The following is a 14,385-nucleotide window of genomic DNA, read 5'->3' on the forward strand; positions in this document are numbered from 1 at the left end:
AAGAAAGAATATCCGGATCGATACGAGGCGCGTGTCGGTTCTCGTGCCGGAACCAGCCGCTGTCAGCGGGGCCGAGTCGCCCGTGCCGGCCGTCCTGTCATCGGCTCAGCGCGGGGCGGTGAAGTGCTTTTATGGCAGGATATATAACTTATTCTCAATTTATGAACACCTTCCGCACCTGTTAGAAAGATATCTTCTCGGGCGGCGTTCAAGTGCGAATATTTTCAGAATCAACGCGATAAATATTGGCTGGTGTGCGATGTGGATTTCCCTTGGTTCAAATTTTGTTGTTATTGTTTCTTTCCCAATGTATCATGACGTTCGTGGAATTCGACATCATCGAGAGGTTGATTGATCGCACCACATACACGGCACCGGTCAGACAATTCGGTTCGTTGATGCAACTTTGGTCAAAGATGAACAAGAGGGAGAGACGCCGGGATTGTGGTTTCCACGTGTTGGCGTGGTATCATGAATTAGCAAGGACGCTGCGGCATATCGGAGCGCGAGAGATTGACCATGCGCGCCGGAGCTTGCCTCCTGTCACCCGCGAAAGCAGGGGAAGCCCGCTTGCCGTCTGACGATACGGAAACGCGGCGCCTGGCCGCCCTTGGCCGTTACGATATCGTCGGCACACCGGCGGAGGAGAGCTTCGATCGCTTTGCCCGCCTTGCGGCGCATGGGCTCGACATGCCGATCGCCACGGTATCCTTCGCGGATGCCTCCCGTCACTGGCTCAAGGCGAAGGTCGGCACCGATCTTGAGTGCATGCCCCGCGGCACCGTATTTTGCGAGCACACGATCGGCACCGACAGTCCTCTTGTAGTGCCGGATGCCCGCGAGGACGAACGCTTCCGTGACAATCCGCTCGTCAGCGGGTTTCCCCATATCCGGTTTTACGCGGGTGCGCCGATCATCACGCCGGACGGCTATCGTATCGGCAGCATGTGCGTGCTCTCGCCTGAGCCGCGTGCGGAATTCGATGCGTCCAGCCGGAAGTTCCTCACCGAACTCGCCCAGTCGGTGATGACCGAACTCGAACTGCGGCGGCTGAACCGGGAGCAGGCGAAGGTATCGGCCGATCTTGCGTTCTGGAACCGCCTTTCCGAGGCGATTGCCGATGCGGCGGATTTCGACGCCGCTCTCGATCATGCCCTGGCCTGTTGCGCCGAACGCGCCGGTGCGGCGATCTGCTTTCTCGTCGCGTTTCATCCGGCATACCGGATGCTGGAATACGTCAAGTCGCATATCGCTCAAGACAGTGATCTGGCCGACTTTGACATGACCCCTTGGTTTGCCGGCCACCCGGTCGACACCATCAGTTTCGGCGCGGCCCTCGTCGAGGGGCGGATGTATGACAGCGGACCGATGATGGACGCCGATCCTGGGCCGGCGTACCCGCGCCTGCGCGAACTGGTCCGCGCCGGCATCCGCCGGCAGGTCGTCCATCCGTTCGATCTTGCCGACCGCCGTTTCGGTCTGGTGCTCGATTTCAGGAGCCCGGCGATCGCGGAGGAAACGCACGGCCTGATTCTGGAATTCGTCGCCCGCCTGACCCCACTTCTGCTCGGGCGGCTGCGGGAGGACGCGCTCGAGCGTGCCAACCGGGCCCTGCGGACGATCCACGAAGCGACCGAAGCCTTTGCGCACGCCACCACCGCGCAGGCGGTGTTCGACGCGGCCTGCCGGCTTGCGGTCGAGACCGGAGGTTACAATACGTGCTGGGTCGGTCTGGCGCAGCACGATCCCGAGAAATCGGTCAGCCTCGCGGCGAGCGCCGGGCGTGGGACCGGGTATGTCGCGCAACTTCGCCTGTCCTGGGCGGATGTGCCCAACGGCCGGGGGCCCGCCGGCACCGCAATCCGCGAACGCCGGATCTCCCGTTGGCGCGACATTGCGGTCGATCCCCGTTTCGAGCCCTGGCGGCACAAGGCGCTCGCCTCCGGGTTCCGGTCCTGCATTTCGCTGCCGTTCGGCGGGGCCGGGATTCCGGCAGCTGGCGCGCTGACTCTCTATTCCTCGGACCCGATGGCCTTTGGAGAGGAGGAGCGCGATCTCCTCGTGGAACTGACCGCGAACATGACCAAGGCTTTGCAGGCGTTCACCACGCGGCAGGAACGCGACGACGCACTGATGGCCCATTCGATGAGCGAGCGGCGGATCGACCGGCTGCTCGCCGCGACTGGCGTCGTCCTCTACGCTCTTGCCCTGCACGGCGACGAGGCCGTTCTGGTCGACATGAGCGAGAATATCGTTGACATGCTCGGCTACGCCACGGGGAATATCCGAGGACTCGACTGGTGGCGAAACCACGTGCACCCCGAAGACCTGCCGCAGGCGGCCCTCGGTGTCCCGCGCACGGTCGAGAGCGGGCAATTCGTTCATCGCTACCGTATCAGGCACCAGAACGGCGGCTATCGCTGGATCCATGACGAGAAGACCTTGCAGCGTGATGCCGCCGGCAATCCGGTGGGTATCGTCGGTGTCTGGATCGATATCACCGAACGCCGGGAGGCGGAGGAACAGATCTATCGGCTTGCGCATATCGATCCGCTGACCGAGTTGCCGAACCGGCGTCTGCTGAACGAGCGCTTGCGCGAGGTGCTGATCGAGGCGCGCCGGACCGGCGTGCAGGGAGCATTGCTGTTCATCGATCTCGATCGGTTCAAGACGATCAACGACATGCTTGGCCACTCGGCGGGTGATTCGGCGCTCCGGCAGGCTGCGCAGCGGCTCCGCCAGGCGGTCCGCGCGGCCGATACGATCGCCCGTGTCGGCGGCGATGAATTTGTCGTTCTCATTGCGGATGCCGGCAGCACGGTCGCCGATGCGGCCGATCATGCCGCCACGATCGCCCGAAAGATGATCGACGCGCTCACGGCAAGGCCTATCTCGATTGGCGAACGTGAGTACCATCTCGGCGCCAGCATCGGCTTCACGATGTTTCCGAAGCCGGATGACACGATCGATACCCTGATCCGCGAAGCGGACACGGCGATGTATCAGGCCAAGGCCGGAGAAGCCGATGTCGTCATGTTCCGGCAGTCGATGCATCTGTCGATCGTGGCGCGCCATGCCATCGAAGACGAGATCAGGAGTGCGCTGAAGGCTGGGCGGTTCGAGATCTGGTTGCAGGACCAGGTGGAGTTGGGGGGGAAGCCCGTCGGCGCGGAAGTCCTTCTGCGCCTGCGCGATCGTGATGGTCGCATCGCCGTCCCGTCCGAGTTCATCGGCATTGCCGAATCATCCGGGCTGATTGTTCCGCTGGGCCGGTGGCTGTTGCGCGAGGCGTGTGCGCTGCTGGCACGAGCCCATCGCGACCGGCCGGACTGGCGGCTATCGGTCAATGTCAGCCCGCGACAGTTCCGCGATCCTGCTTTCGTCACCGACGTGATTGCGGCCCTCGACATCTCCGGCGTCCCGGCGGACCGACTTACGCTCGAGATTACCGAAAATCTGCTGATCAGGGATACATTCGAGATCGCCCGGATCATGGGGATTCTGGCCGATCGCGGCGTCCGCTTCTCGGTCGACGACTTCGGGACCGGCTATTCAAGCCTGCACTACCTGCGCCAGTTGCCGATCCACGAAATCAAGATCGACAGAGGTTTCATCGGCCAGGTGCCGGATGATGCGTCTTCCGTGGCGATCGTCGAGGCGATCCTCGCCATGGCCCGGCGGCTCGATCTCGATGTGGTGGCCGAAGGGGTCGAGACGCCGGAGCATGTCGCCTTCCTGAAGGCGCGCGGCTGTCCGCGGATGCAGGGTTATTTCTTCGCCTGCACGATACCCGTCTCTGAGTGGCTGGAACGGTCCGCTCACACGCCGGACGCCGGTGTGGCCAACGCCCGCCGATAGATTTGGCGGATCGCGACGGCTGACGTCGTTCACGCTGGCGGCGTGTCACCGCTTGACCGGCGGGACGCGGCGCCCGCAAATCGATAAGCGGATGTTAATAAGTCTTTACTATTGTCGGAACACCGGACCGGCGGGCCGTTGCTGCCTTTCGGAGGCTGGACCGTCATGATGCGCCGATCGGGAGTTGCGGATGATACCTCGCCGGATTCACCAGTTCTGGCTGATTGACCTGTTGCGGGCACGACGGAGGCGCTTTGGCGGTGGTTCTCCCTGGGAAGAGGGCATGCAGGAGGAACTTCGCGCGAACCATCTCGAATGGAGCCTGCATCATCCCCGATTCGAAGTGAAACTCTGGTCGCTCGACGAACTTCTCTCGCTCTGTCGTGTTGGCGGTTTTACGTGGGTCGCTCAGGTGCTGACCGCCGATGCACCCGTGCCATTGCAACTCGATCTCATACGATTTTTCCTGCTTGAGCAACTTGGCGGCATCTGGGCGGATCTGACGGTTCGGCCGGTCGGGCCCATGCCTGCGGCGCTTCTTGCCGCGGAGTTCGTGGCAATAGGCGTGGATGGCGGCGCGCCGGTGTTTGATCAACGCTTCCTCGCCGCGCGCCCGGGCCTCGAGTGCTTCATGCGCGCGACCGACAAGGTCATGCGCGGCGGGTTCGATGAAGCGCGGCGGATGAGCGGTCAGGACGCGCTAGCAGCCGCATTCGCCGCGAGCCGTCGGCCTGTCGCGGCTTGCCTCTTGAGCGAGCAGGACACCTGGGGATCGCTGCTGGAACGACGCAGCCTTGACCGCGACGCGGATTGGTTGCCCGATCCCATGGCCACGCTGGAGGTGAACGCCGCACGGCCGACTCCGGCCTGAGCATAGCGCGTTCCAGGCATCAGCGCGGCCTGAAGTGTCGCCAACCCGGGTTGTTGTGATAGTAGTTGCGGGCGCGCATCTGATAGCTGTTCCAGTAGCCGGAGTGGAAGCGCCGCAGCGGGGGCGGTGCCGCGTGGATGCGCCACGGGCCGCTATACGACGAGCCGACATACCAACGACCACTATACAAATAGTAATACAAGCCGCTGTAGAAGAAGAGCGGATAGTTGTAGCCGAGAGCCACATAGACGCCGGGTGAGGGCAGCCAGACCATCTCTGGCGACCAGCTTGCGGGTGCCGCCGGCGGATAGCCGGCCTCGTACGGCGAGGGTGGAGGGGGTGTGGTCGCGGCCCCACCCACGGCACCGATGGCCCCGCCGATCAGGGCGCCTGTCGCGGCGCCACGGCCACCGCCGGCAAGAGCGCCAATCGCGGCACCCGTGCCGGCACCGAGGGCGGCTCCTCCAAGAGCGCGCTGGCCGGGATCATAGGGATTGGTGCAGGCCCCGAGGCCGGCGGCCAACAGCAGCGCGAGCCCCAGCGGTGCCGACCGGGTACGCGGGCGACGGGTTTGCGCGATGGAGGGCGGGGCAGATGCGGTCGGGATCATATCGGGCTCCTGCTCTGTGAACCGGACGTTTGCCGGCTGAGCCACCGACGTGACAGCGCGCGTCTGATTTTTCATTGATCCCGATCAACGCTGCAATGTTTCGCAACATCAATTCTGCCTGGGGCAAAAAGGGGGCCGGCAGCTCCCGCTGCCCGGCCCCGCGATTGCGCCCAGGGTGGAATCAGAACAGCACGCCGGCCTCGACCACGAAGGTGGCCTGGTTGCGCCCGGTGCCGTTCGCACCGTAGCCGGTGCTGCCAGCATAGCCGACCTTGGTCAGATGCAGCAGGCCGAGATCGCCGCGGACGAACAGGTTCTTGTTCTGCCAGGTCGGCGTGACCGACAGGCCGTAGCCCTGCGCTCCGGGGTTGAGGAACCACAAGCCGGGGCCGTTCGAGCTGAAATACTCGACCCAGCCGCCCAGCGAATAGGGGCTTTTGCCGAACGCGTAATCGGCGAAGAGCGCCGCGCCGAAATTGCTCGTGAACTTGCTGATGCCAACCTTCTGGTCAGGCTTCGCATACACATACTGAACCTCCGGCACGAGGTTGAGGTTGCCATGCGTGTAGCTGTAATAGCCGCCGATCATCGTGGAGTTGATATAGTTGGCGCCATAGTTGCCGACGGTCGACTGGTTATAGGGCGTTGTGGCGCTGCCATAGGTATTCGCGAGCAGGCCGGTATGACCCAGATTGGTCGCGCCGAACACCGAAAGCGCGTTGTTGTCGTTGAAGCTGTAGGTGACCAATCCCTGCAGGAAGTTGAACACCCCGGTGTCGAACCCGTCGCCGAAGGTCACGCTGGCGCTGACCGGTCCCATCGTGTAGGTCGCCGAAACGCCGCGGCTCTGCGAATTTTCGACATAGAAGAGGTCGGTCGTCAGCACGTTGGCGTTGTTCCAGTCGATGCCGGATTCGTAGCCTTCGAGCGAACCGATCTGGCCGACCGAGATCGAGAAGTTCTTGGTCGGCGCGAGCGTGATATATCCGGCGTAGAGCGGGCCGGTGGAGAAGGTCTGCACCGAGGTCGCCGTGGGCTTGGTGCCCAGGGTCAGCGAGTTGTTCGAGCCGACCTGGATGGTGAACTGCACGAGGCCGCTGGTCTTCTGGACCTCGATCTGCCCGTTCATGAACTCGGCGCCGGTGCTCTTGTCGGTGCCCAGAAGACCGCCGCTCGTGCTGTTGCCGGTGCCGGAGAGCGCGTACATGTAGCCGTCGGCGCCGCCGCTGAGTTGGAGCGGGCCGAGCGGACCGCCGTCGATCTTGATCGCCGAGGGGCCATTGAATGCCTGCGCCGATTGCAGGGCGCAGAGCGAAATCGCCGCGCCAAACGAGGCGGCGATCAGCCGCGCGCGGTTCCGCCGGCCGGGCGTTCTGGAATGGTCTAAACTCATGATGCCTCCTTCAGGCTCTTGTTTCGTGTCTGCTGCACAAGTTTTCATCGTTCAACGACGGAAGATTCCGCTCTCGCGTCGCACAACGTGATTATGCCGCAAACCGCATGCCAGAAGATTGCGCAACCGCTCACATTCCAGGAGTGGAATCAGTTTCGATGGTAATGTGGCAGATTGGTTACAGTCAGGCGGAAGCCCGATCTGCGGCAAAAAATTCGCGCACCGCGGCGACCGTCTCGGCGAGGCCCTGCCGACTGACCGTGACGCCGGTTGGAAACGCGCTTTCGAGCCTCGAGGGAAAGGCGCGGTCGAGCAGGACGAATACGCCTCTGTCGCCGGCGCGACGGATGAGCCGCCCAAAGCCCTGCCTGAGGCGGAGCCGCACGATGGCGTCATCATAGGTCTTCGGATCGCCATGCGAGAGGTGGGTCCGGCGGACGCGGTGTAGAATGTCGGGCCGTGGCCAGGGCGTGCGCTCGAACACCACGAGGCGCAGCGCATTGCCCGGAATATCCACGCCGTCCCGCATCGCATCCGTGCCTAAAAGACAGGCATTTTGTTCGGCGCGAAAGCTGTCGACCAGCGTGGCGTTGTTCATCGCGTCCACATGCTGTGCAAAGAGCGGAATGTTTGCGGCATCGAGCGCCGGCGCGATGCGCGCATGCACGGCGCGCAGCCGCGCGATGGCGGTGAACAGGCCGAGCGCGCCACCGCCAGAGGCAAGGAAAAGGGCGCGGAAGGCGGAGGCCAGCGCCTCCGGCGTCTCGCGCAGATTGTCGCGGACGATGAAGATGCGGGTCTGCGCGGGATAGTCGAAGGGCGAGGCGAAGGCGGCGCGGATCGCCGGCGCTGCGAGATGGGTCGCGCCGGTGCGCGACTCGGCGCGTTGCCATTCGGCATCCTGCTCCACGTCATCCATCGCTGTGGTGCGGTCGCGCAGGGTCGCGGAAGTGATCAACAGCCCGTGCGCCCGACTCGCCACCGCGTCGGCGAAGGCTTCGGTCGGGTCGAGCAGATGCGAAAGCAGGGCAATGTCGCGCCCCTGGCGGATGAACAGCACGTGGAACGGCCGCTCGCCAGGCTCGGGTGGCGCTTCGTTGACGGCGGCGAGCATGCGCCGCCAACTCGCCACCGGATCGAGGGCGCGGCGCTTCAGGCTGCGAATCGCCGCCTCGATGCGCTGCCGTTCAGTACTGTCGATGGTGCCGGCCTCTTCGTCGAGTCGCGCCGCGAGCCGCTCGCGCAGCGAGGTCAGCGGCGCTTCCAGTCTGGCGAGATCCCGCGCGAGATCGGATGCGGCGGCGGCCAGTTCCGGCTCGGCCGGATAGAGATCCGCCTCGATATCAAGATTCGACTCGCGCTCGGCTGCGGTCGCACGGGCGCGGGCCTGAGCGGCGAGGGCGGTGAGAAACGCTTCGGCGGCGCCGGGGCCAATCTGGTCGAGCGCTGCGGTCGGCTCGCCCAGTCGTGCCAGCATGGTCGCTCCCGGCAGCACCCGTGCCGCCGCGCGCAGCGCGTCGAGCGGTGCCGCAAGCCGTTCATCGGCGGCGACCAGATCTTCGAGCCGCCGGGCAAGGCCGCGCGCGCGCGACCGGCCGCCTTCGGCGCCGAGCAGCCAGCGGCGCAACTCGGCCATGCTCGCGCCGGAGAGTTCCGCCGCGAAGGCGGAATCGGCGGCATCGAACAGGTGGTGCCCCTCGTCGAACACATACCGCGTTGGCACGCTGGAATCGTCCAGCCCGCCCCAGACCGCCTGCGCCATGACCAGCGCATGGTTCGCGATCACCAGATCGGCACCGCGGGCGCGGCGGATCACGTGTTCGATCGTGCAACGCTTCCAGTGCGGGCAGGCTGAATGGATGCACTCGCCGCGCCGGTCGGCAATCTGCGGCAGCAGCCCCGCGCCGAACAGTTCGGCGAACCAGCCGGGCAGGTCACCGCCAGCGATGTCGTGATCGCTCGAGGCGAGCGCCCAGCGTGCGATCAGCCCGAGGGCAACCAGATTGTAACCGCGCGCTCCGGCGGCGGCGTCCTCGAAATTCAGCAAGCAGAGATAATTCTCCCGCCCCTTGCGAAGCACGACCCGCCGCCGTCGCCGCGCCGGATCGGGCTCCAGCCGCGCCGATTCCTGCTCGATCTGCCGCTGAAGGTGGCGGGTATAGGTGGAGATCCACACGCTTCCCTGGTTGCGCTCCGCCCAGAGCGAGGCCGGGGCGAGATAGCCGAGCGTCTTGCCCGTGCCGGTGCCCGCCTCGGCAAGCACGCAATGCGGCACGCCCTCGGCGGCGGGCGGCGCAAAGGCGGCGGTGGCCGCCGAGGCATAATCGGATTGGGCCGGCCGTTGTTCTGCGCCGCCGCCGAGCAGGTCGGCCAGCCGCCCCCGGGCCGCATCCTGCGGCACCGGATAGGAAGAGGGCGGCGGCCGGGGCGCCTCCTCCTGCCATTCGGGCAGGATCATGCCAAGACGCAACGCCGCGCGATCCGGCCTTGCTGCCGGCTGTCCGAGCGCTGCTGCCACAGGCTTCGCCCAGGGCCAGCCGGCCTCGCCCATCAGTGCGGCGAGCCCGGCGGCCCGGCGATTCATCGGCAGCGAGGCGCTCTGGTCGAGCCGGCCGAGCAGGGCGATGGCGATGTCCGGCAGCAGGGCGGCGGCGGCCTCGATCGTTGCCGGCGGGTCGAAATCGAGCGCGCGGGCGAGGCCGGAGGGTGTTGGTGCCGCCGTCACCGCCGGCATGACGAAAGCGAAGAGGTCGAGCAGGTCGAGGACGGGGATCGACAGGTCGAGCCGCTGCAATGTCGCCGCCTCATGCACGACCAGGGGCGGCGGCAGATCGCGCAGCGCGGCGCGTGCCTCGGCCACGGTCAGATGTCGCAGTTCGCCGTCGGGATCGAGGAGAGCCGCCCGGCCATGCGCCGTCACCAGCGACGGCGCGGCGGGAAGAATCAGGCGCGACGGGGTGTCCATGCGGTTTGTCTATCCCGCAGTGGCGGTTTCGCCAAAGCGCCGGACACTCAGGCAGCGATCCGCGCGAGCAGCGCGCCGACGACAGCCTCGAACATCGCCGCGGTCAGCCGCCCGGTATTGGTATTCAGCCGGGAGACGTGGAAGCTGTCCGCGAGCACGATACCGCCCGGCAGTTCCGTCATCGCGCCGTGGCTGAATTTCGCATGGCTCTGCTTCAGGCCGAAGGCCCGCAGCGTTGCCTGGTGGGCGATTCCGCCGAGAGCGAGAATGCCGCGCAGCTGCGTCATCGCTGCGATGTCGCGGGCGAGGAAGCCGTTGCAGGCAGCGATTTCGGCGGGCAGGGGACGATTCTCCGGCGGCACGCAACGAACTGCGTTGATGATGCGGCAATCCCGCAATTCCAGCCCATCATCCGGCCGCTCGGCATAGACGCCGATGGCAAGGCCATACTTGATCAGCGTGGCATACAGCAGGTGGCCGGCGAAATCGCCGGTGAAGGGCCGGCCGGTCCGGTTGGCGCCACGCAGCCCCGGCGCGAGCCCGACCACCAGCAACCTGGCGTTCTCCGGCCCGAAACACGGCACGGGAGCGTTGAACCAGCCCGGGAATTTCGCATGGTTCGCTGCGCGAAACCCGGACAGGCGAGGGCAGAGCGCGCAGTCGCGCGCCGGTTGCGCCGACACGCCGGATCAGTCTTGCGTCGCTTCGGCGCGCTGCATCCGGGGCCGCGGTTCGGTCTGCCGCCGAGTGAACTCGTTGGCTATGTCAGCCAGGTCGACGAACTGATCAGACTGGCGGCGCAATTCGTCGGCGATCATCGGCGGGCTGGTCTTGATCGTCGAGATGACCGATACGCGCACGCCGCGCCGTTGCACCGCCTCGACGAGGCGGCGGAAATCGGAATCGCCCGAGAACAGGATCGCATGGTCGATATGCGGGGCCATTTCCAGCATGTCGATTGCGAGCTCGATATCCATATTCCCCTTGACCCGGCGGCGACCGGCGCCATCAGTGAATTCCTTTGCCGGCTTGGTCACCAGCGTATATCCATTATAGGCCAGCCAGTCGGTGAGGGGCTTGAGCGGCGAATATTCTTCGGTATCGAGTAACGCCGAGTAATAATAAGCGCGCACGAGATTGACTCGGTCAAAAAAATCGAGAAGCCGCCGGTAATCGACATCAAAGCCAAGCGCCCGCGACGCGGCGTAGAGATTTGCGCCATCGATGAATAATGCAGTTTTTTCTTGTGGAAGCAGGCGCATGGCCGTAACCTTTCGACGTAAAATTTTTCGGAATAAATCAATCTGTTAAAAGCAGGTCGCCACATAACGTTTACGCGAAAGTTTCACATTAGTATAGTTATGTGTTCATGATCCTGATCGCACTCGGTGCCAACCTGCCCCTTACAGATGACGGCTCACCGTATGACACATGTTTTCATGCGGTGGAAGAGATGCAGAAAATTGAGACAATTCACCTTGAGGCTGTCTCATCCTGGTATCGCACGCGCCCGGTTCCGCCTGATCCGACGCAACCGGATTTCTGCAATGGTGTCGTCCGGTTTTCGGGAGCGCCTGATCCCGTTGCGCTGCTCGAGGCACTGCACGAGATCGAGGCTCGGTTTGGCCGCGTCCGGTCGGTTCCGAATGCGGCACGCACGCTGGATCTCGACCTGATCGACGTGAACGGGATGGTGCGGGAGACCGGGTCGCCGATCCTGCCGCATCCGCGCGCTCATTTGCGGACATTCGTGCTCCGGCCGCTGCTTGATGTCGCGCCTGATTGGGTGCATCCTCTACTGCTAGGTCCGGCAAGGGAATTGTTCTCCGCGCTGCCGGAACGTGCGGAAGGCGAAATACGCCTCTGGTAGAAAGGGACGTCCCGGTTTGGTTGCATGCCGGGCGGCGCTCTGCTATTTTCAAAGCCGTTTCTGTTTTCCGGGTGCCTGCGGGCGCCCTGCTGGAGTGACCACATGGCACGCGTTACCGTCGAAGACTGCATCGAACAGATCCCCAACCGGTTCGAACTGGTGCTCCTCGCCGCCCAGCGCGCGCGGAACCTCTCCAGGGGCGCCTCGATCACGATCGATCGCGACAACGACAAGAACCCGGTGGTCGCACTGCGCGAGATCGCTGATTCCACGGTCGATTTCGGCGGTCTCGAGCAGGATCTCGTCAAGTCGCTGTCTCGCGTGCCGGACCCGGAACCGGCGGACGAAGAGGTTCAGGACCTCATCCCGACCGATCAGAACATCTTCGGCCTGCAGGACGTCTCCGCCGAGGAGGAAGCCGCAGCGATGGCCGCCGAATCCGAGGAGATGACCTCCGAGGACATCGCCGCGGCGATCGAGGCCGAACTCGGCGGCGGACGACCGCGCCGCTGAGACCGGTCTTTTTCCGGTGGGCGCGCCGCTTGACGGGATGGGCGTGAACCACCCCCTCCTCGCGCCCGAAGGTCTCGCGGGCACCGCCGTCACCCACGAGGCGCTCAAGCCGTTGATCAGCCGGATCAACGGCTATGACACGAAAGTCGATATCGCCCTGATCGACGACGCCTATGGCGTCGCATCCGAGGCCCATGCGGGGCAGACCCGCGAAAACGGCGATCCCTACATCACCCATCCGCTCGCGGTGGCGGACATCCTGGCCGATTACCGGCTCGATGCCCGCAGTATCGTCACCGCCCTGCTGCACGACGTCATCGAGGATACCAAGGTTACCCTCCCGGCGCTGCAAGGCCGTTTCGGCGCTGAGGTCGCCGGGCTGGTCGACGGCGTCACCAAGCTGACCCGCCTCGAACTTCAGTCGGACCGGACCAAGCAGGCGGAGAATTTCCGCAAGCTCGTGCTGGCGATGAGCAAAGATATCCGTGTTCTGCTCGTCAAGCTCGCGGACCGCCTGCACAATATGCGCACGATCCATTTCGTCCGCTCACCGGAGCGCCGCGCGCGCATCGCGCGCGAGACGATGGAGATCTACGCGCCGCTTGCCGAGCGCATCGGCATGGACCGGGTGAAGGTCGAACTGCAGAACCGCGCCTTCGCGGTGCTCGACCCCGAAGCCTACGACTCGATCCAGGCCCGGCTGAACTTCCTGCGCGGCCAGGGTGCCGATGTCATCGACGAGGTGCGCGCCGAACTCGGTCGGATCCTCAAGGAGGCTGGGGTCGAGGTCATTGATATTTCCGGTCGGGAGAAGTCGATCTACTCCATCTGGGAGAAGATGCAGCGGCGCAACGTTGCCTTCGAACAGTTGTCGGACATCATGGCATTCCGCATCATCGTGCCGACACGCGAGCAGTGCTACGTCGCCCTCGGCGCGATCCACGCGGCCTTTCCGGTCATTGCCGGCCGATTTAAGGACTACATCTCGACCCCGAAGGCGAACATGTATCAGTCGCTCCATACCGGGGTGACGTTGCGCCATCCGCGCAACCAGAAGATCGAATTGCAGATCCGCACACCGGAGATGCATGCGATCGCGGAAAACGGCGTCGCCGCCCATTGGCTCTACAAGCAGGGCGAGGCCTCTGCCGCCGACGTCAAGCAGTTCCGCTGGGTGCAGGACCTGCTCGAAATTCTCGAGAACTCTTCTGCGCCTGACGAATTCCTCGAGAATACCAAGCTTGAGCTCTATCAGGATCAGGTTTTCTGCTTCACTCCGAAGGGGCAGCTGATTCAGCTGCCCCGCGGCGCGACGGCAGTGGATTTCGCCTATGCGGTGCATTCGCAGATTGGCGATACCTGTGTTGGCGCCCGTATCAACGGCCGGCTGATGCCGTTGCGCTACGAACTGCAGAACGGCGACCAGGTCGAGATCCTGACCGCCCGTGGCGGAACGCCCTCGCCGTCGTGGGAGCGTTTCGTCGTCACCGGCAAGGCGCGGTCGCGGGTGCGCCGCTTCATCGCCGGCCAGTTGCGCGAGCAGAATCGCGACCAGGGCAAGGCCGCCCTCGCCAAGGCATTCCGCCAGGACGGCGTGGACGGTTCCGAAAAAGTTCTGGAAGTTGCGCTGAAGGCGCTCAAGCAGGCCAGCCTCGACGACCTCTATGTTGCGGTCGGCACCGGCAATCTCGCAGCCCGGGATGTGGTGCAGGCGGCTTATCCGGATCTGCGCGAAAGCCGTGCGCCGCGCATGGTGCCCGGCATGCTCGCCCGAGCGCCGCGGCCGCCCGCGCGCGGAACCGGCCTGCCCATCACCGGGCTGATTTCCGGCATGGAGGTGCATTACGCCGGCTGCTGCCACCCGCTGCCGGGCGACAAGATCGTCGGCATCATCGCCACCGGAAAGGGCGTGACCATCCACACGCGCGACTGCCTCACCCTCGAGACCTTCGCCAACACGCCGGAGCGGTTCATCGATGTTGACTGGGATTACGCCCAGATCGGCCCAGGCAAGGAAGGCACGCGCGATGGCAACGGCCGCGAACGGCCGTTCACCGGGCGGATCAGCGTGATCGCCTCCAACGCGCCGGCGACCCTCGCCAACATCGCCAACGCGGTCGCCAAGCAGGACGGCGCGATCGCCAATCTCAAGATCATCCACCGCCAGCAGGATTTCTTCGAATGCCTGATGGATGTCGAGGTGCGCGACCTGCGGCATCTCTCCCAGGTCATCGCCGGGCTGCGCGCCGCCGGCGGCGTTGCCCAGGTCGATCGTGCCCGCACCTGACCCCGCCGGGTTGGCGCT

The 14,385-nt window shown here is 64.7% G+C and carries 10 protein-coding genes; 5 read left to right on the forward strand and 5 right to left on the reverse strand.

Annotated features, from left to right (window positions below):
- Positions 1–570: 570 nt before the first annotated feature.
- Both RT91_RS06030 and RT91_RS06035 read left to right on the forward strand, forming a co-directional pair.
- On the forward strand, positions 571–3,858 hold the full coding sequence (locus RT91_RS06030; RefSeq protein WP_035186211.1) for an EAL domain-containing protein: 3,288 nt from the start codon (positions 571–573) through the stop codon (positions 3,856–3,858).
- Between the two features lie 283 nt (positions 3,859–4,141).
- Positions 4,142–4,729 (forward strand): hypothetical protein, encoded by a 588-nt coding sequence (locus RT91_RS06035; RefSeq protein ID WP_035186214.1) that lies wholly within the window; start codon positions 4,142–4,144, stop codon positions 4,727–4,729.
- A 19-nt stretch (positions 4,730–4,748) separates the two neighbouring features.
- Here the strand turns inward: RT91_RS06035 and RT91_RS06040 are convergent, their stop codons facing one another.
- The 5 genes from RT91_RS06040 to RT91_RS06060 all read right to left on the reverse strand — a co-directional run bounded on the left by RT91_RS06040 (position 4,749) and on the right by RT91_RS06060 (position 10,959).
- A complete protein-coding gene (locus tag RT91_RS06040; protein ID WP_011941584.1) occupies positions 4,749–5,339 on the reverse strand; it encodes a hypothetical protein in 591 nt (196 codons plus the stop codon).
- A 181-nt stretch (positions 5,340–5,520) separates the two neighbouring features.
- Positions 5,521–6,732 carry an outer membrane beta-barrel protein gene (locus RT91_RS06045; RefSeq protein ID WP_035186215.1) on the reverse strand — a complete coding sequence of 404 codons (1,212 nt, stop codon included), beginning with the start codon at positions 6,730–6,732 and terminating at the stop codon, positions 5,521–5,523.
- A gap of 184 nt (positions 6,733–6,916) precedes the next feature.
- Entirely contained in the window at positions 6,917–9,697 is a 2,781-nt protein-coding gene (locus RT91_RS06050) for an ATP-dependent DNA helicase (protein ID WP_013639504.1), read from the reverse strand.
- 47 nt (positions 9,698–9,744) lie between these two features.
- Entirely contained in the window at positions 9,745–10,380 is a 636-nt protein-coding gene (locus tag RT91_RS06055) for a uracil-DNA glycosylase (RefSeq protein ID WP_011941587.1), read from the reverse strand.
- A 6-nt stretch (positions 10,381–10,386) separates the two neighbouring features.
- The gene (locus RT91_RS06060) at positions 10,387–10,959 is read right to left on the reverse strand and encodes an NYN domain-containing protein (protein ID WP_007421783.1); all 573 of its coding nucleotides are present in this window, start codon (positions 10,957–10,959) and stop codon (positions 10,387–10,389) included.
- A 101-nt stretch (positions 10,960–11,060) separates the two neighbouring features.
- On the opposite strand from RT91_RS06060, the gene folK reads away from it, so the two are divergent.
- From folK to RT91_RS06075, 3 genes are all read left to right on the forward strand, one after another.
- Positions 11,061–11,567 carry a 2-amino-4-hydroxy-6-hydroxymethyldihydropteridine diphosphokinase gene (folK, locus tag RT91_RS06065; protein ID WP_007421784.1) on the forward strand — a complete coding sequence of 169 codons (507 nt, stop codon included), beginning with the start codon at positions 11,061–11,063 and terminating at the stop codon, positions 11,565–11,567.
- 102 nt (positions 11,568–11,669) lie between these two features.
- Positions 11,670–12,080: a DNA-directed RNA polymerase subunit omega gene (gene rpoZ, locus RT91_RS06070; protein ID WP_007421785.1), complete on the forward strand. Its 411-nt coding sequence runs from the start codon at positions 11,670–11,672 to the stop codon at positions 12,078–12,080.
- 37 nt (positions 12,081–12,117) lie between these two features.
- Positions 12,118–14,367, forward strand: coding sequence for a bifunctional (p)ppGpp synthetase/guanosine-3',5'-bis(diphosphate) 3'-pyrophosphohydrolase (locus tag RT91_RS06075; RefSeq protein WP_011941589.1), 2,250 nt, complete (start codon positions 12,118–12,120; stop codon positions 14,365–14,367).
- The last annotated feature ends 18 nt before the right edge of the window (positions 14,368–14,385 follow it).

It is taken from the genome of Acidiphilium sp. JA12-A1 (genome assembly GCF_000724705.2).
Classification (GTDB): Bacteria; Pseudomonadota; Alphaproteobacteria; order Acetobacterales; family Acetobacteraceae; genus Acidiphilium; species Acidiphilium multivorum.